An 18277-nucleotide genomic window follows, 5' to 3' on the forward strand; every position below is an offset into this window, starting at 1 on the left:
CGCGTGAACGACTGCGTCGGTACGGTGACGGCGGATCGTGTCACCCTTCTGCGCAATGGCCAGCGCAATGGTACCATTGCACCAGGATATGACTGCCGCCGTGCCACGACCACGCTGGAACATGCGATTTGCGGGCATGACATCCTCGCGCGGCAGGACCAGATGCTGTTGCAGACGTACCGCGGTGCCAAAACCCGGGGCGCGCAGGCGGTACAGTATCAGGGGGACTGGATCCGCTGGCGCGAACAGACCTGCGGGGCCATGTCGGGCGCGGATATGCTACAGTGCATCGGCAAGGCAACCGATGACAGGATCGCCCAGTTGATCCGCTAAGACGAAAGGATACCCCATGCGCGTTATTGCCCTTTCCCTGACGTTGCTGTTGCTGGCCACGGGTGCCATGGCGGACAAGCGCGTAGCGCTGGTGATCGGCAACAGCAGTTATCAGAACGCGACACCGTTGGCCAACCCGGCCAACGACTCCCGTGCGATGGCCGACAAGCTGTCCCAGCTTGGGTTTGATGTGATGCTGCGCGAAAACCTGACCGGGCAGGGGTTCCGCGTCGCGCTTGGGGAATTCGCCGAAAAGGCGTTGGGGGCGGATCTGGCGGTGGTGTTCTATGCCGGCCACGGCATCGAGATGAGTGGCCGAAACTACCTGATCCCGGTCGATGCCCGGATGAATTCCGAGGCGACGGCCCAGTTTGAAACCGTGTCGCTGGATCTTGTCCTGTCGACGGTACAGCAGGCAGGCAAACTGGGCATGGTGCTGCTGGACGCCTGTCGTGACAATCCGTTCCTTGGCAGCATGGAACGCACCAATGGCACGCGCTCGCTGTCGCGCGGGCTGGCGCCTGTGTCACTGGAAGGGCAATCGGGCATGCTGATCAGTTTTGCCGCAGAGGCCGGGCAAACCGCCGATGACGGCGCCGGCGAACATAGCCCCTATACCACCGCGCTGCTGGATGTGATGGACGAGCCGGGGCTTGAGGTCGGACGCATGTTCCGCAAGGTCCGCGCAAAGGTGCGCGAGGATACCGGCGGGCGCCAGGTGCCGATCGAACGCATGCAACTGCCCGATGAATCGATCTACCTTGTCGCCGCCGCCCCGCCGCAGGGCGGGCCGGTGACCCCCGTTCCAGCCGGGCCGACCACGCCGGTTCTGCCGCCGCAGGTCGACGATCCGCTGGTCGTGTTTCTTGATGCGGTGCGCAGCGGTCAGCGGGCCGACCTTGAGGCGTTCATCTCGCGCTATCCCGATCATCCGCGGGCCGCCGATGCCCGCAAGCTGCTGCTTGATATGGCGGACAAGGAATTCTGGGACAGGACGCTTGCCGATAATACGGCGGATGCCTACCGGACTTACCTACTTGTCTTCAGCGACGGGCGGTTCGCCGATCAGGCCAAGGCCCGGCTGGCCGCGCTGCAACCGCCGCCCAACCCGCCTGTGGTGGTCACGCCGCCGGTGACGCCCGCCCCGCCGCAGGTAACGACCGCGCCGCGGACACCCGGCGTGCGCACCGCCTGTACCGCGCTCAACGGCACCTGGTCGGTCACCAACATTCGCAGCAATGACACGCTTTTCGTTCGGACCGGCCCCGGAACGAGCTATGGCAAGATCGCAGAGCTGCCTTACAACGCCAACGGTATCACCAACGTGTCCTGCCGCAGCGACGGCTGGTGCCAGTTCACCTATGGCTGCATCTCGGGCTGGGCGTTCGGCGGCAAGTACATGCGCAACGGACTGGGCGGTCAGGCGTCTTCCGGCTGGTCCGGGGTATATTCCGTGACTGACCACCCGTTGGATCAAAAGCTGAACGTGCGCCTTGGGCCGGGCACGCAGTATGACGTGACCGCGGAACTTCCCGCGACAGCGTCTGGCGTGCGCGTCTACGATTGCCAGAAAGAAGACGGCTATCGCTACCGCTGGTGCGCGCTCAGCTGGGGCCAGATCAACGGCTGGGCGTACGGGCGTTACCTGATGAACGCCCGCGGTGCAAAGCCAACGCCCTAGGTTACAGGCATCCGGCCATGGCGCTGCCCATGGCGGTCAGCAGTTGCGGGTACAGATCAGGGCCGGGGGCGAGCGTGCTGCCCAGCGGGTCCAGTTCTGCGGTGCGGGTATCGGTTCCTTCGGTTACCGTGGCCACCAGCCCGGCGTTGAACTGCGGCTCGGAAAACACGCAACTGACGCCAAGATCTTTGACGGCGTGCCGGATCTCGGCCAGCCGTGCCGGCCCCGGTGCGGTCGCATCCCCCAGAGAAATCGAGCCAGCGGCCGACAGGCCGAACCGCTGTTCGAAATATTGGTAGGAGTCGTGGAAGACCACGAAGCTCTGCCCTGCCACGGGCGCCAGCTGTGCCGCGACAGAGGCGCTGGCAGCGTCGATCCTGGCCCGCGCGGCGTCCGCGTTCTGGCGGTAGGTGGCCGCGTTGTCCGGGTCGCGTTGCGCCAGCGCCTCGGCCATCGCTGTCACCCAGACCTTGCCGTTTTCCGGGTCCAGCCAGGCATGCGGATCTGTGTCGGGGAACATGGCGTCCTGTGCGTGATCGTCGTCGGCTTTCTCGTCATGCGCGTGGTCGTCATGCCCGTGGTCGTCATACCCGTGATCGTCATGCCCGTCCACTTCCTCCGGGGCGTGGCGGTGCTTTTCAAACGTCGCGCCAAGACGGAAAGGCAGCGCCGTCGTACCTTGCGTGTGCAGCAGCTCTACGATCGTCGCATCGTCGGCCAGCGTGTGAATCGCCTCTTCCATCCAGGGGGTCAGGTCGGGGCTGACCCAGAACACCACGTCGGCCTGTTCCAGCGCCCGCGCCTCTGACGGGCGCAGGGCATAGCCATGCGGCGATGCGCCGGGCCGCAGGATCACGGACGGTGCGCCCACCCCCTCCATCACCATCGCGGCAAGCGATTGCACCGGCCCGATATCGGTGGTGACGCGCGGCGCTTCGGCCAGCGCAGGCGTGGACAGCAGGGCAAGAATGGCCGTGGACAGGAGGGGGCGTAGCATGAGGAGATCCTGTTATAATGTAACAACGAGAGCGGTTGATAAATGAGATAGTATAACATATCAACCCCCAAACATGCGGTGCAGGAGACAGGCATGGACACCATCGGATTCGCCAAGCACGACCACGCGGCCTGCATCCAGACCGCGATTGCCACCGCGCGCGACCAATGCAGCGCGAACGGTCTGCAACTGACCCCTGCGCGCGAGCGGGTGCTGGAAATCCTGCTGTCCGAACACCGGGCAATGGGGGCCTATGAAATCCTTGAGATCCTGCGCAACGAAGGGTTGGGGTCGCAACCGCCCGTGGCCTATCGCGCGCTGGATTTCCTGGTCAGCCATGGCTTTGCCCACAAGGTCGAAAAGCTGAATGCCTTTGTCGCCTGCAACCATCCGGGCCAGGATCACGCCCCCGCGTTCCTGATCTGCCGGATCTGTGGATCGGTTGCCGAAACCGCCGCCGTGCCCAAGGACAGCCTGCTGGGCGACACCGCCCGCGCCGCAGGTTTCGTCATTGAGAAGGTGGTGATCGAGGCAGAGGGCCTGTGTCCCAACTGCCGGGGAAAGGCCGCAGCATGAACACGCTGGTCTCGATCAAGGGGCTGAACGTACGGTTGGGGGCGCAAACCGTACTACATGCCGTCGATTTCGAAATCGCGCCCGGGGAAATCGTGACCATTGTCGGGCCCAACGGGTCGGGCAAATCCACCCTGCTGCGTACCATCGTGGGGGCGCAGGCCCCGACCGCGGGCAAGGTGACGCTGAAGCCGGGGCTGCGCATCGGCTATGTTCCGCAGAAACTGCATATTGACCCGACGCTGCCAATGACCGTGCGCAGGTTCCTGGACTTACCGCGCCGGGTCAGCGATACCGACGCGTCGGCAGCGCTTCAGGAAGCCGGGGCCGGCGCGCTGGAAACCCGACAGATGAGCGGGCTGTCTGGCGGCCAGTTCCAGCGCGTTCTTCTGGCCCGCGCGATCCTTGCGAGGCCCGACCTGCTGATCCTGGACGAGGCGACGCAGGGATTGGACCAGCCCGGCTCTGCCGCCTTCTATCGCAAGATCGAGGAGGTCCGGAACGACCTGGGCTGCGCGGTGTTGATGGTCAGCCACGAATTGCACGTGGTCATGGCAGCCTCTGACCGGGTGGTCTGCCTGAACGGTCACGTCTGCTGCCAGGGCGAGCCCGAACATGTCGCGTCGGCCCCGGAATACCGGGCGTTGTTCGGGACCGGGACAAAGGGCGCGCTGGCGCTTTACCGGCATGAACACAGCCACGACCATCACCACGATCACGACCATCCCCATCCCGAGATCGCGCAATGACCTTCCTCGACAGTTTCCTGATCCGCGCCGCGCTGGCCGGCGTTGGCGTTGCGCTGGCCGCGGCCCCTTTGGGCTGTTTCGTGGTCTGGCGCCGGATGGCGTATTTCGGCGATGCCACGGCGCATGCGGCAATCCTTGGAGTCGCGGTATCACTGGCGTTTTCGATGTCGGTCTTCACCGGCGCGCTTGTGATGGCGCTGATCATGGCCATCGCGGTGTCGACCCTGTCGGGGCGCGGATATGCCATGGACACGCTGCTGGGTGTGCTGGCCCATTCGGCGCTGGCCTTCGGGCTGGTGGCCGTGTCCTTTCTGCAGGGCGTGCGGATCGACCTGATGGCGTATCTTTTCGGGGATATCCTTGCGGTATCGCGGGCCGATCTGGGCGTGATCTGGGGCGGGGCGGTTCTGGTGCTGGCGTTGCTTTGGTGGCGCTGGTCGGCCTTGCTGACGTCAACGCTGAACCCCGACCTGGCCTATGCCGCCGGGATCGACCCGAAGCGCGAACAACTGGTGCTGACTATGGCGCTGGCGGTGGTGGTTGCCGTGGCGATCAAGGTGGTCGGCGTTCTGCTGATTGCTGCGCTGCTGATCATCCCCGCCGCCGCCGCGCGCCCCTTTGCCGCCACGCCGGAACGGATGGGCCTTTACGCGGCGATTGCCGGGATCGGGTCGGCCCTCGGGGGGCTGCAACTGTCTTTTGCCTATGACACGCCAACAGGGCCAACCATCGTCTGTGTCGCGGCGGGGTTGTTCGCGGTGGCAAGCCTTGTGTCGATGGTTCGGCGCGGGGTGCAGGGCTAGGCCGCGCGCACCGGGTCAGGCGACCATCCGCTCGGCTTTTTTCAGGTCGACGGACACCAGCTGGCTGACGCCCTGTTCCTGCATCGTGACGCCGAACAGCCGGTCCATCCGTGCCATGGTCACGGCGTGGTGGGTGATGATCAGGAACCGGGTGTCGGTGCGGCGGCACATCTCGTCCAGCAGGTCGCAGAAACGGGTGACGTTGGCATCGTCCAGCGGGGCATCGACCTCGTCCAGCACGCAGATCGGGGCGGGGTTGGCCAGGAAGACGGCAAAGATCAGCGCCAGCGCGGTCAGCGTCTGTTCGCCCCCGGACAGCAGCGACAGGGTCGACAGTTTCTTGCCCGGCGGCTGGCACATGATCTCCAGCCCGGCTTCGAGCGGGTCGTCGCTTTCGACCATGACAAGGTTCGCCTCGCCGCCGCCAAACAGGTGCGTGAACAGCAGCGAGAAGTTGCTGTTCACCTGTTCGAACGCGGTCAGCAGCCGTTCGCGCCCTTCGCGGTTCAGGCCGGAAATGCCCGCGCGCAGGGTCTTGATCGCCTCTTCCAGGTCCTGCTTTTCGGCGATCAGTGTGTCGTGTTCGACCTGCACCTCCTTGGCGTCTTCCTCGGCCCGCAGGTTTACGGCACCCAAGGCGTCGCGCTGGCGTTTCAGGCGGTTGACCTCGGCGTCCAGCGCTTCGCTCGCAGGCATGCTGTCGGGGTCCGCATCGACACTTTCGAGGAGCTTGTCCGGCGACATCTCGGTTTCTTCGACGATCCGCTGGCGAGCATAGCTGGCGGTCTCGCGGGCGGCATCGGCGCGGGCTTCGGCGCGGGCGCGGGTTTCGCGCGCTTCGGATGCGGCGCGTTCGGCGGTGCGTTCGGCCTGCTCTGCCTCGCGCAGGCGGCCTTCGCCGGCCGACAGCGCATCGGCGGCGGCAGCGCGGCGGGCCTCTGCCGTTGCGATGGCCTTGCCCAGTTCGTCGCGCTTGGCGGCCAGTTCCGAAGGCGCCTTCGACGCCTCGGCCAATTCCGCCTCGGTTGCGCTGCGGCGTTCGGCCAGTTCGGCACTGCGCTTTTCGGCGGTGTCCAGCCGGTGACGCCAGCCCGACAGGTCCTTGGTCACCTGCTGTGACCGGCCCTTGCGCGCCTCGCCTTCGCGGCGGATTTCATCATGGGCCGAACGCTTGGACATCATCGTCATCCGCGCCGCCTCGACCGTCATACGCACGTCTTCCACCTGTGCGCGGGCGGCACCCAGATCGCCCAGATCGGCCATGGCGCGCTGGGCCTCTTGCACCTGGGCGCGGGCGGCGGTGGCTTCGTCCTCGTGCCGTGTGACGGCCATGGCCAGGCTTTCCAGCTTGCCCTCGGCAAGGTTCTGGTCGGCCTCTGCCCGGCTCAGCATCCGGCTGGCCTGTGTCACGGCGGCATCGGCCTCGCGCCGGGCCTGGCGGGCGTCCTTGTCGGCCTGGGTCAGTTCCGCCAACCGTTTCGACAGGGCTTCGTGCGCATCGCGAGCCCCGTCAAGACGGGCGTTGGCGCGGGCGGTTTCCTGTTTCAGCTGTTCCAGCCGGTTCAGCTGTTCCAGCCGCAGCGCGGCGGCGGAAGGCGCGTCCTCGGCCCAGGCGCGATAGCCGTCCCAGCGCCACAGGTCGCCTTCCAGCGTGACAAGCCGTTGCCCGGGTTTCAGCGCGGCCTGCAGGCGTGGGCCGTCTTCGGGGCCAACCAGACCGATCTGCGACAGGCGGCGTTCCAGCACCTCGGGGACCGAGACATGCCGGGTCAGCGGAGTGACACCTTCGGGCAAGGGCGTTGGCGTGTCATAGCCGGGCAGCAACGTCCAGCCAGAGGGGCCGTCGGCCTCGACCTCGGGCGCGCGCAGGTCGTCGGCCAGTGCCGCGCCAAGCGCCTTTTCAAAGCCCTGTTCGACCTGCAAGCGGTCCATGACCTGCCCGCCCTCGGCGGTGTCGCGCTGCAACAGGCGCGCCAGTGCGGTGGTTTCGGCACGCAGGGCGTTGGCCTCGCCCTCGGCCTCTGACCGTTCGGCGCGGGCGTCGGCCTCGCGCTTCTGGGTTTCGGCGCGCGCGGCTTCGGCATCGACCAGCACCTTTTCGGCGCGTTCGGCCATGGCGTGGGCACGGGCCTGGTCGGCCTCGGCCATGACCCGGGCCTCTTTCGCGGCAGCCAGTGCCCGCTGGGCAGCCTCGACAGCCTCGCGGGCGCGGACCGCTTCGCCTTCGGCCTTGGCCTGCGTTTTCTGGCTGTCCGACAGGAATCGCTGCGCCGACTGGTGGCGGGCGGCAAGGCGGGCGACATCCTCGGTGATTTCGGTCAGATCGCTTTCGCGGGTCTGCAGCACCTCTGCCGCCTCGCGCGCGGCGTCAGACGCCATCGCCAGCTTGTCTTCGTGGCCTTCGCTGGCCTTGGCCAATTCGCGCGATTCCCATTCCAGCCGTTCGATGGTTTCGACCGCGTCGCGGTTCAGGCTGGCCTCGCGTTCCATGTCCTTGGTCAGCTGGTCGATCCGCCGGGTCAGCGTTTCGATCATATCCCTGGCGCGGGTTTCCTGGTCGGTCAGTGTGTCGCGCTGCACGCTCAGCCGTTGCAGCACGGCGGCGGCGATCGCCTCTTCCTCGCGCAGCGGGGGCAGGTCGGCGTCGCGCGCCTCGCGGGCCCTGGTGGTTTCGCGCGCGGCTTTCTCTGCCTGAGCAGCTTCGGTCACGCGCTGCCGCAAGTCATCCTCGGCGGCCTGGCGCTGGATATCGGCCTCTTTCCAGCGGCGGTAAAGCAGCAGGGATTCGGCGCGACGCAGTTCCTCGCCAATGGCGCGATAGCGGGCGGCCTGCCTCGCCTGCCGCGCCAGCGTGGTCAACTGGTTGGCCAGCTGTTCGATCACGTCGTCGACCCGCAGCAGGTTCTGTTCGGTGCTTTTCAGCTTCAACTCGGCCTCGTGCCGGCGCTGGTAAAGCCCGCTGATCCCGGCGGCTTCTTCCAGGATGCGGCGACGGTTCTTCGGCTTGGCATTGATCAGTTCCGAAATCTGCCCCTGCCGCACCAGAGCGGGCGAATGGGCCCCGGTCGAGGCGTCGGCGAACAGCATCTGCACGTCGCGGGCGCGCACGTCCTTGCCGTTGGTCTTGTAGGCGCTGCCGATGTCACGAGTAATGCGGCGCACGATTTCCAGCGTGTCGCTGTCGTTGAACCCGGCGGGGGCCAGCCGTTCGGAATTGTCGATATGCAGGCTGACCTCGGCAAAGTTCCGCGCCGCCCGGGTCGCGGCACCGGCAAAGATCACGTCCTCCATCCCGCCGCCGCGCATCGCGGTGGGGCGGTTTTCACCCATGACCCAGCGAAGCGCTTCCAGCAGGTTCGACTTGCCGCAGCCGTTCGGCCCCACGACGCCGGTCAGACCATCGGCGATGATCAGGTCGGTGGGATCGACAAAGCTTTTGAAGCCGTTGAGGCGCAGCCTGGAAAAGCGCAATTCGCAAGGTCCTGATTCCGGTTCCTGGGAAAGTGTTGGCGCTTGGCGGGTGCGAGTCAAACCTTTTGGGCCTTATTTCGCGGGTCGGCGCGGCCTTATCCACAAGATATTGCGCGTCCGGCGTTAACTTGACTTTGCAGCCGCGATGTCTTCGCCTGTCGCCCGCGATCCAGCCAAGGGGGACCCGATGACCGTTACAATTCGCAAGGCAGACCCGGCAGAGCCACAGGCCACCGCGCTTTTGCAGGCCAGCCACGCGCTGATGCGGTTGCTGTTTCCGCCTGAGGACAACTACTTTCTTGAAATCGAGGAATTGCGCGTGCCGTCGATCACGTTCCTGGTTGCCGAAGGGCCGGACGGTGTGGTGCTGGGAACAGGGGCGCTGGCGCGGAAGGATGGCTACGCCGAGGTCAAGTCGATGTTCGTGGCACCCGAAGCGCGCGGGCAGGGGGTTGCAGCCAAGGTCCTGCACGCACTCGAACAACTTGCGCGGGACGAAGACGTCGCCGTGATGCGGCTGGAAACCGGCACCTTGCTGGACGCGGCGCACAGGCTGTATGAGCGCCATGGTTTTGTGGCGCGCGGGCCGTTCGGTGACTACACCGAAAGTGCCAGCAGCCTGTTCTTCGAAAAGTCCTTGAGGGGCTAGCGGCAGCTTCCCTGCCCGCGCAGGACCCAACAGGCCGCGCGCGGTCTGCGCGCCATGCGGGGCGCCGGGTTGGCGCCGCAGGCCAGCCCCATGTGCATCATCGACGGATCACCCTGTACCCAGCCGACCGTGCATCCCGTCACCTGCTGGGTGGCCAGCACGCCCCGCCGGGCGACGGAGGCGAATCGCGGAAAGCGTTCGGGTGAAACGCGCATCACCTCTGCCACGCTGCCGCGCTGGCGGATCAGGAAATCACTTCCCCCGGCGCTGGCACGCGTGGCGGGGATACCGTGAAATCCTGGCCCTGCGGTGTTGCACGCGCCAAGGAAAATCAAGCAGATCAAAAGGGTTCTGGGCATTCCACAGGAAACGCCGACATCGGTTAAAAAAACCTGAATCTCAGAACCCACTTCTTTCTTTACATGCGAAGATTAGAATGTATTATACATCTCAATCTTGGAATGTAATGGGAACCAATCCAATGAGTGAAGCTCTCAAACGTCCGGCGGACAAGTATTCGCCGCTCTACTTCCTCGCCTCGCTGGGCGCTGGTGGTATCTCCGTGACCTTTTTCATGGTCTTTTTCTTCTGGGTGAAACACCCCGGTCAGCCCGTGCCGGTGTTCGAAGACATCATGGCCGCCTTCACCACCGGCTCGGTGCCGCTGAAGGCCGCGATCGTGATCGCATGGGTCGGCATTGCGGTGTTCGCCTTCCTCAATATCAAGTCGCTGATCTGGAACATTGGCGCGCTGAACCGCTTCAAGAAAACCGACGCCTATAAGGCGTTGCGCAATTCCAACGCGGAATCGACCCTGCTGGCTTATCCGTTGGCGCTGGCGATGACGGTGAACGTCGGCTTCATCCTCGGCCTCGTGTTCGTGCCACAGCTGTGGAGCGTGGTGGAATACCTGTTCCCGATGGCCATGGTCGCCTTCGGTCTGATCGCCGTGATCGCGTTCCGCATCATCGCCGATTTCCTGGGCCGCGTGCTGTCCAAGGGGGGCGTGTTCGACGTGACCGCGCACAACTCTTTCGCACAGATGCTGCCGGCCTTCGCCATCGCGATGATCGCTGTCGGCTTCTCTGCGCCTGCCGCGATGAGCACGGCAACCGTGACCGTGACCGCCAGCCTGATCATCTCGACCTTCCTGGGTGTTGCCGCAATCCTCTACACTGTGTTGGCGGCGACTTCGGCCATCAGCTCGATGTTGCAGCACGGCACCCATCGCGAAGCGGCCCCGACCCTGATGGTCGTCGTTCCGATCATCACCGTTCTGGGCATCATGTTCCTGCGTCAAGACCACGGCCTGCACACCACGTTCGAGGTGCACGGCGGGGCTGGTGAGACGATGATCTTCCTGGCGCGTCTGCTGTCGGTTCAGGTGGTCTTTCTGCTGCTGGGCATGCTGGTGCTGCGTCGCCAGGGGTACTTCAATGACTTCGTGATGGGGTCCAAGACCTCGCCGGGGTCTTACGCCCTGGTCTGCCCGTTCGTCGCCCTGTCGGTCATGACGCATTTCTTCACCAACAAGGGTCTGGTCGCAGCCGGTGCCATCGCCAAGTTCGGCGTGGCCTACTGGGCGCTGTCGGCCATCGCCATCGCGCTGATGCTGGTCGCCATCTTCCTGGTGTTCCGCCTGAACGCACAGCACTTTGGCAAGACCAAGCCGTCTGGCGCGGTCGCGGTTCCCGCCGAGTAAGGCTGACCGCGTCACTCGAGGGCCCCGGAGAAATCCGGGGCCTTTCTCGTGCGCGGATCCCTTGCCTGAACTGTTCTTTGGTCATATCAATTTACCAATCCAATGAAGAGTACCCCATGCCGTTCCAAAAGGTGCAGCCCGAGAAACTGTCCTCTGCCGTCACGCACCAGATCGAAAAGCTGATCCTGCGCGGTATCTTGCGCCCGGGGGAACGGCTGCCTGCGGAACGCGAACTGTCCGAACGGCTGGGGGTGTCGCGGCCTTCCTTGCGTGAGGCGATTGCCGAACTCCAGGCGAAGGGTCTGCTGACCACCCGCGCAGGCGCGGGGATCTTTGTTGCCGACGTGCTGGGATCGGCCTTTTCCGAGGCGTTGATCAAGTTGTTCGCCACCCATGACGAAGCGGTTTTCGACTACTTGTCGTTCCGTCGGGACATGGAAGGTTTGGCCGCCGAACGCGCGGCAAAGCTGGGCACCGATACCGATCTGGCGGTGATCCAGGCGGTCTATGACAAGATGAGCGCCGCCCATGGCAAGCGCAATCCGGCGGACGAGGCACAGCTTGATGCCGATTTCCATCTTGCGATCATCGAGGCCAGCCACAACGTGGTCATGCTGCACATGATGCGATCGATGTACCAGCTGCTGCGCGAAGGCGTGTTCTACAACCGCAGCATCATGTTCAAGCAGCGAATGACCCGCGACACGCTGCTGGATCAGCATCGCGCCATCAACGATGCGTTGCAGGCCCGCGACGCGGTCCGCGCCCGGAAGGCGGTCGAAACGCATCTGGACTATGTCGAAAAGGCGCTGCACCAGAATCGCAAGTCCGAGGCGAACGAGGAAATCGCCCGCCAGCGCCTCGAATACGAACGCAAACGGGGCTAGGCGCGGGGTTTATGCCGGTCGGTGGGCGTCATGGCGTGGCCACAGGTCCGACATCGATGCGGTGCGTCCGTCCGGCAGAACCACGCGCACATGGCTGCGGCGCATCTGTCGGGGTTCCGTCACGCCGACGGAATGGGCAATGGTTTCGACGTTGTGGATCATCTCTTGTGCATAGCGCGCAACCCGGTCTTGCTTGACCTCGACCACCAAGCCCTTTTGCAGGTGCGGGTCATGGGTTGTGATACCGGTGGGGCAGGTGTTGCGGTTGCATTTCAGCGCCTGGATGCAGCCCAGCGACAGCATGAAGCCGCGCGCCGAAACCACGAAATCCGCGCCTGTCGCCAAGGCCCAGGCGACGTCGCCGGGATTGACCAGCTTGCCGCTGGCGATCAGGCGCACCCGGTCAGCCAGCCCGAAACTGTGGCGCAGGTTGTCGACGATCGGCAGTGCCTCGCGGATAGACAGGCCGACAAGGTCGATCAAGGGCATCGGTGCGGCACCGGTGCCGCCTTCGCCGCCGTCGATGGTAATGAAATCAGGTGCGCTGTCGGCACCGCGTTTGCGTATGGCGACGAACAGCCCCTTCAGCGCATCCTCTGTTCCGATCACGGTCTTGATGCCGGTTGGCTTGCCTGTGACGTCGCGCACGCGGGCAATCATGTCCAGCAGGTCATCCCAGTCATCGACTTCTTCGTGGCGATTGGGTGAAATACTGGCCTGACCTGCCGGGATGTGCCGGATCGCGGCAATTTCCTCGGTCACCTTGCCGGCGGGCAGGATACCGCCCTTGCCGGGCTTCGCGCCCTGCGCCAGTTTGATTTCGAACATCCGCACCTGATCATGGGCGGCGATGGAGCGCAGCTTGGCATCGTCGAGCTTTCCGGAGTCGTCCCGAACCCCGTATTTCGCCGTGCCGATCTGGAAAACGATGTCGCAGCCGCCTTCCAGGTGCCAGGGCGACAGCCCGCCTTCGCCGGTGTTCATCCAGATGCCGGCCTTCTTCGCGCCGCGGCTGAGCGCGCGCACAGCCGGTTTCGACAGCGCGCCATAGCTCATCCCAGAGATGTTGAAAAACGACGGCGCGTGGTAAGGTGTGCGTGCACCCGGCCCGATCAGCCGGGGTTCGGTGCTGGCGAATTGTTCGCTGACCGGGGGAAAGGCCGCATTGGCGAAAAGCGCCGTGCCCGGGATCGACAGCGACCGGGTGGAGCCGAACGCCACCGTATTGCTGTCCCCCAGCGAGGCATGGTCGATCCAGTCCCGTTGTGCCCGGTTGAACGGCATTTCTTCGCGGTCCATGGCAAAGAAATACTGACGGAAGAATTCCCCCAACGTAGAAAAGATGTGCCTGAATCGCCCGATCACGGGATAATTCCGGCGAATCGCGTCGCGGGTTTGCGCCCGGTCGATCCAGAACATGACAAGCACGGCAAGGACCGCGATACCCATGACCGCGATGAACAAGACTGCGAGAAATTGTAGCGCATACATGGCAAAACCTGAGTCTGGGGTCGACATATTCGGAGAATTGCATAATTAGTCCGCAATGCACCTGTCGGGCACAGTGACAAGCTTGTCCCCGCAGGGCAACCAACACGACCGGGAGGAGACCCAATGAAGAAACTTCTGATAAGCTGCGCCTTGCTGCTGGCAACCCCCGCCATCGCACAGGACATGATCACCTATGACACCAGCGACAGCTTCGACGATGTGGTCTTCGGACTGGAAAGCGCGATCCTCGATGCCGGTCTGGTCGTCGACCACATCAGCCACACCGGCGACATGCTGGAACGCACCCGCGATGCGACCGGGTCGGATGTGGTTCTGTTCGAACATGCAGACATCTACAGCTTCTGTTCGGCGACGCTGTCGCGCGAGGTGATGGAGGCCGATCCGATGAACGTCGTGTTCTGCCCTTACGACATCTTCGTGATCGTGCGCCCGGAAACGCCCGACACCACCACCATCGGCTTCCGCACCTATCCCGACGGCGCGATGAAGAAGATCGAGGCGCTGTTGGATGGCATTGCGCGCACAGCAATCGGCCTGGATTGATCACGGCAGATCAAAGGCGCTGACGAAGTTGTCAGTGGAAGAATAGTCAGGGCGTGGCTTAGCGGGCCACGCGCCTGTTTCAACGGCGGGACCTGAAAAAACCGCGGTGAACCAAAGGCCCCGGGCCTCCGTAATCCTTCATGACGCAACCGAGACAGCGTCTTGATCTCATGAAGGAGGACGAAACATGTTCAAACGGACTTTGACTGCCCTCGCCGCAGCTGCTGCACTTGGCGCACCGGCTTTTGCCGATGGCCACGGTGGCATGAAAGACATCGTTGATATCGCCGCAGGCAACGACAGCTTTGAAACGCTGGTCGCGGCCGTGACCGCCGCCGGTCTGGTCGACACGCTGAAGGGCGAAGGCCCGTTCACCGTGTTCGCTCCCACGGATGACGCCTTTGCCGCGCTGCCCGCCGGCACGGTTGAAAACCTGCTGAAGCCGGAAAACAAGGATCAGCTGATCGCGATCCTGACCTACCACGTGGTGCCGGGCAAGGTGATGTCGACCGACCTGTCGGATGACATGGCCGCCGCCACCGTGCAGGGCAGCAACATCATGATTGACCTCGACAATGGCGTGATGGTCAACGATGCGTCGGTTGTGACCGCCGATATCGAGGCCAGCAACGGTGTCATCCACGTCATCGACAAGGTGATCCTGCCAAGCAACTGATGCCAGTCTTGCCGAACGACCGGGCGCCCCCTGACGGGGGCGCCTTTTCTACAGGGTGACGGTACCATCCACTGTGGTGACCGCCGCGCCACCGACAAAGATCTTGTCTCCGGCCCGGCGCAGGCTGATCCGTCCATCGCGTCCGACGCATCGGCCCTGCGTCGCGACATACCCCGCACCATCCGCAAGATCGCCCCGCGCGCTCAGGTATGCCGCCACCGATCCGTTGCCGCTGCCGCAGACCGGGTCTTCGGCGATGCCGTCGCCGGGGGCGAAAGACCGTACTTCGTAGGCCGACGGGCCGCTGTCATGGCGGCCAAAGACAGTGACGCCGGTAACCTGCAAGTCATGTTCCATCGCCGCAGAGCCGGGCAGATCGGGGGACAGGGCCAGAACCGTTTGCGCATCGGCCAGTTCCGCGACGATCCAGCGCGCACCGACATCGACCAGCACGGGTGGCTGTCCTTCGGCCGGCGTGCCGCCAAGGATGGCAGACAGGCGTGTCCGTTCCTCCATGTCCAGCGGGCGGATGTGCGCCGGCGGCAGTTGCAGTTCCAGCGTCGTCCCGTCGGTGGTGACAGGCACCAGACCTGCCGCGCATTCCTGCACCAATCGCCCGTCTTGCGGCGTCACCAACCCTGCCTCGATCAGCGCATGGGCGCTGCCCAGCGTCGGGTGCCCGGCAAAGGGCAGTTCGCTGCGCGGGGTAAAAATGCGCAGGCGATAGTCAGCATCCGGCAGCGTCGGGGCAAGGTGAAACGTGGTTTCCGACAGGTTCGTCCAGCGCGCAATCGCCTGCATCTGCGCGTCGGTCAGCCCATCCGCCTGCATGACAATGGCGACGGGATTGCCCTTGAACGGGGTGGCGGTGAAAACATCGACGATCTTGAACGCGCGCATGGGGGGCTCCGGGTCTGTCTGCTGCGGCGACACTAACCTGCCGCTGGGCAGGGGAAACCGGAAATCCGCCCGCTAGACGCGAAAAAGCCCGCCGGGTGGCGGGCTTTCCCTTTGGTGCGGCGTGGCCTTAGTGCACGGTGGCATCGTCCGGCTTGGGCGTGGTGGTTGCGCCCACGCGGTCGCCGATCAGCAGACCATCGGCCCCGGCGCTGACGACAATGGTGTCGCCGTCCTTGATATCACCGGCCAGCAGGGATTCCGCCAGCGGATCCTGCAGGCTGCGCTGGATCACGCGCTTGAGCGGGCGGGCCCCGAACACCGGGTCATAGCCTGCATCGGCCAGCCAGGTCTTGGCGCTGTCGTCCAGCTCCAGCCGGATATTGCGACCGGCAAGCCGTTTGACCAGACGCGCCAGCTGGATATCCACGATGCCCGACATGTCCTCGCGCTTGAGGCGGTCGAAGATGATCGTCTCGTCCAGGCGGTTCAGGAACTCGGGGCGGAAATGCGCCCGCACCGCGTCCATCACGTCGCGCTTGGCCTGACCGCTGTCAGCCCCGTCGGGCAGCTGGCTCAGCGCTTGCGACCCAAGGTTCGACGTCAGGATGATCAGCGTCTGTTTGAAGTCCACGGTGCGGCCCTGACCATCGGTCAGAACACCGTCATCCAGCACTTGCAGCAGGACGTTGAACACGTCCGGGTGGGCCTTTTCGACCTCGTCGAACAGCACGACCTGATAGGGCCGGCGCCGCACGGCTTCGGTCAGCACACCGCCTTCGTCGTACCCGACATAGCCCGGAGGCGCACCGATCAGACGGCTGACCGCGTGTTTTTCCATGAACTCGGACATGTCGATGCGCACCATCGCGTTGTCGTCGTCGAACAGGAATTCGGCCACGGCCTTGGTCAGTTCGGTCTTACCCACACCGGTCGGGCCAAGGAACAGGAACGACCCAAGCGGCCGGTTCTCGTCGTTCAGCCCGGCACGGGCTCGGCGCACGGCGTTGGCCACGGCGCGCACGGCCTGATCTTGACCGACAACGCGCTTGTGCAGCCCGTCTTCCATCCGCAGCAGCTTTTCGCGCTCGCCTTCCAGCATCTTGCTGGTCGGGATCCCGGTCCAGCGTTCGACCACCTGGGCGATCTGCTCTGGGCGCACGGCTTCTTCGACCATGACGTCGCCTTCGGAATTCTCGGCCTCGCCCAGCTTGCGCTCAAGCTCTGGGATGGTGCCGTATTGCAGCTCGCCTGCTTTGGCGAAGTCACCCTCGCGCTTGGCGATCTCAAGCTCGGCCCGGGCACGGTCCAGCTTTTCCTTCAGGTCGCGGGCTCCGGCCAGCTTGTCGCGTTCCGCCTGCCAGCGCGCGGTCATTTCTGCCGAGTGCTGTTGCAGGTCTGCCAGATCCTTTTCCAGCTTTTGCAAGCGGTCCTTCGATGCGTCGTCGTCTTCACGGCGCAACGCTTCGACCTCGATCTGCTTTTGCAGGATGTCGCGGTCCAGCGCGTCCAGTTCTTCGGGCTTGCTGTCCACGGCCATGCGCAGGCGGCTGGCGGCTTCGTCCATCAGGTCGATGGCCTTGTCCGGCAGGAAGCGGTCGGTGATATAGCGGTGCGACAGGGTCGCCGCCGCCACAAGGGCGCTGTCGGAAATCCGCACCCCATGGTGCAGTTCGTACTTTTCCTTGATCCCGCGCAGGATGCTGATCGTGTCCTCGACCGTCGGTTCCTGCACCATCACCGGCTGGAACCGGCGGGCCAGGGCGGCGTCCTTTTCGACGTGCTTGCGGTACTCGTCCAGCGTGGTCGCCCCGACGCAATGCAGCTCACCGCGCGCCAGCGCCGGTTTCAGCAGGTTGGACGCATCCATCGCCCCGTCTGCCTTGCCCGCGCCAACCAGCGTGTGCATTTCGTCGATGAACAGGATGATTTCACCCGCAGCGGCGGTTACCTCGTTCAGGATGGCCTTCAGGCGCTCCTCGAACTCGCCACGGTATTTCGCACCGGCGATCAGCGCCCCCATGTCCAGCGCAAGAAGCTTCTTGTTCTTCAGGCTTTCGGGCACGTCACCGTTGACGATGCGCAGGGCCAGACCCTCGGCAATCGCGGTTTTCCCGACACCGGGTTCCCCGATCAGGACCGGGTTGTTCTTGGTCCGCCGCGACAGCACCTGCATGGCGCGGCGAATTTCGTCGTCGCGGCCAATGATCGGGTCGATCTTGCCTTCGCGGGCGCGCTCGGTCAGGTCGAGCGCGTATTTCTTCAGCGCATCATAACCTTCCTCGGCCGACGCGCTGTCGGCGGTACGGCCCTTGCGGATGTCGTTGATCGCGGCGTTCAGCGCCTGCGCGTTGACGGCCCCGTCTTCCAGCGCCTCTTTCGCGGCGCTCTTGACCATGGTCAGCGCCATCAGGATGCGTTCGACCGGCACAAAGCTGTCGCCCGCCTTCTTGGCGATCTTTTCCGCCTCGTCCAGAACGCGCGCGGTGCCCTGGTCCAGGTAAACCTGACCTGTGTCGCCGCTGACCTTGGGACTCTTTGCCAGCTTGCCGTCAAGCGATTGCACAACGCGCTGCGCGTTGCCGCCCGAGCGGGTGATCAGGTTGCTGGCCATGCCCTGATCGTCGTCCATCAATGCCTTGAGGATGTGTTCGGGCGCCAGCTTCTGGTGCCCTTCGCGCATGGCGATGGTTTGTGCGGCCTGAATGAAACCACGCGACCGCTCCGTGAACTTGTCCAAGTTCATGGCTGTTCTCCTTCCGTTAAGCGCCCGGTCTTGAATTTGGCGGTGCCCGCTTTGCGGC

At 64.4% G+C, this 18277-nt stretch carries 16 protein-coding genes; 10 read left to right on the top strand and 6 right to left on the bottom strand.

Going from position 1 to position 18277, the window contains the following annotated elements; all coding sequences use genetic code 11:
• Window positions 1-3 precede the first annotated feature (3 nt).
• Window positions 4-333: a lysozyme inhibitor LprI family protein gene (locus VK792_RS00335; RefSeq protein ID WP_326295164.1), complete on the top strand. Its 330-nt coding sequence runs from the start codon at window positions 4-6 to the stop codon at window positions 331-333.
• A 16-nt stretch (window positions 334-349) separates the two neighbouring features.
• On the top strand, window positions 350-2014 hold the full coding sequence (locus VK792_RS00340) for a caspase family protein (protein ID WP_326295166.1): 1665 nt from the start codon (window positions 350-352) through the stop codon (window positions 2012-2014).
• A gap of 1 nt (window position 2015) precedes the next feature.
• Here the strand turns inward: VK792_RS00340 and VK792_RS00345 are convergent, their stop codons facing one another.
• On the bottom strand, window positions 2016-3011 hold the full coding sequence (locus VK792_RS00345) for a zinc ABC transporter substrate-binding protein (RefSeq protein WP_326295167.1): 996 nt from the start codon (window positions 3009-3011) through the stop codon (window positions 2016-2018).
• 93 nt (window positions 3012-3104) lie between these two features.
• Here VK792_RS00345 and VK792_RS00350 point away from each other — a divergent pair, with 93 nt between their 5' ends.
• Genes VK792_RS00350 through VK792_RS00360 form a run of 3 tightly spaced genes read left to right on the top strand, consistent with a single transcriptional unit; the run spans window position 3105 to window position 5136 of the window.
• On the top strand, window positions 3105-3587 hold the full coding sequence (locus VK792_RS00350) for a Fur family transcriptional regulator (RefSeq protein WP_326295169.1): 483 nt from the start codon (window positions 3105-3107) through the stop codon (window positions 3585-3587).
• Entirely contained in the window at window positions 3584-4333 is a 750-nt protein-coding gene (locus tag VK792_RS00355; protein WP_326295171.1) for a metal ABC transporter ATP-binding protein, read from the top strand. The genes VK792_RS00350 and VK792_RS00355 overlap by 4 nt, the downstream gene beginning before the upstream one ends.
• Window positions 4330-5136: a metal ABC transporter permease gene (locus tag VK792_RS00360; RefSeq protein WP_326295172.1), complete on the top strand. Its 807-nt coding sequence runs from the start codon at window positions 4330-4332 to the stop codon at window positions 5134-5136. Before VK792_RS00355 ends, VK792_RS00360 begins: the two co-directional genes overlap by 4 nt.
• Window positions 5137-5151: 15 nt before the next feature.
• Here VK792_RS00360 and VK792_RS00365 read toward each other — a convergent pair whose 3' ends face one another.
• A complete protein-coding gene (locus tag VK792_RS00365; RefSeq protein WP_326295173.1) occupies window positions 5152-8607 on the bottom strand; it encodes a chromosome segregation SMC family protein in 3456 nt (1151 codons plus the stop codon).
• Window positions 8608-8794: 187 nt separating this feature from the next.
• On the opposite strand from VK792_RS00365, the gene VK792_RS00370 reads away from it, so the two are divergent.
• Complete coding sequence (locus tag VK792_RS00370) at window positions 8795-9256, top strand: GNAT family N-acetyltransferase (protein WP_326295175.1); 462 nt, start codon at window positions 8795-8797, stop codon at window positions 9254-9256.
• On the opposite strand, the gene VK792_RS00375 is transcribed toward VK792_RS00370, so the two are convergent.
• A complete protein-coding gene (locus VK792_RS00375; protein ID WP_326295177.1) occupies window positions 9253-9615 on the bottom strand; it encodes a hypothetical protein in 363 nt (120 codons plus the stop codon). The genes VK792_RS00370 and VK792_RS00375 overlap by 4 nt on opposite strands.
• Window positions 9616-9737: 122 nt before the next feature.
• Between VK792_RS00375 and VK792_RS00380 the strand changes: the two genes are divergently transcribed.
• Both VK792_RS00380 and VK792_RS00385 read left to right on the top strand, forming a co-directional pair.
• Window positions 9738-10958: a TsoY family (seleno)protein gene (locus VK792_RS00380; protein ID WP_326295179.1), complete on the top strand. Its 1221-nt coding sequence runs from the start codon at window positions 9738-9740 to the stop codon at window positions 10956-10958.
• A gap of 116 nt (window positions 10959-11074) precedes the next feature.
• The gene (locus VK792_RS00385) at window positions 11075-11845 is read left to right on the top strand and encodes a FadR/GntR family transcriptional regulator (protein WP_326295182.1); all 771 of its coding nucleotides are present in this window, start codon (window positions 11075-11077) and stop codon (window positions 11843-11845) included.
• A 9-nt stretch (window positions 11846-11854) separates the two neighbouring features.
• Here VK792_RS00385 and VK792_RS00390 read toward each other — a convergent pair whose 3' ends face one another.
• A complete protein-coding gene (locus tag VK792_RS00390; RefSeq protein ID WP_326295184.1) occupies window positions 11855-13294 on the bottom strand; it encodes an FMN-binding glutamate synthase family protein in 1440 nt (479 codons plus the stop codon).
• A 165-nt stretch (window positions 13295-13459) separates the two neighbouring features.
• Between VK792_RS00390 and VK792_RS00395 the strand changes: the two genes are divergently transcribed.
• A complete protein-coding gene (locus tag VK792_RS00395; protein ID WP_326295185.1) occupies window positions 13460-13900 on the top strand; it encodes a DUF302 domain-containing protein in 441 nt (146 codons plus the stop codon).
• 187 nt (window positions 13901-14087) lie between these two features.
• Complete coding sequence (locus tag VK792_RS00400) at window positions 14088-14576, top strand: fasciclin domain-containing protein (protein ID WP_326295187.1); 489 nt, start codon at window positions 14088-14090, stop codon at window positions 14574-14576.
• A gap of 48 nt (window positions 14577-14624) precedes the next feature.
• On the opposite strand, the gene VK792_RS00405 is transcribed toward VK792_RS00400, so the two are convergent.
• Together VK792_RS00405 and clpB are read right to left on the bottom strand one after the other, a co-directional pair.
• Complete coding sequence (locus VK792_RS00405) at window positions 14625-15476, bottom strand: PhzF family phenazine biosynthesis protein (RefSeq protein WP_326295189.1); 852 nt, start codon at window positions 15474-15476, stop codon at window positions 14625-14627.
• 127 nt (window positions 15477-15603) lie between these two features.
• Entirely contained in the window at window positions 15604-18219 is a 2616-nt protein-coding gene (gene clpB / locus VK792_RS00410) for an ATP-dependent chaperone ClpB (protein WP_326295191.1), read from the bottom strand.
• Between the last annotated feature and the right edge of the window lie 58 nt (window positions 18220-18277).

Source organism: Mesobacterium hydrothermale (genome assembly GCF_035818635.1).
Classification (GTDB): Bacteria; Pseudomonadota; Alphaproteobacteria; order Rhodobacterales; family Rhodobacteraceae; genus Mesobacterium_A; species Mesobacterium_A hydrothermale.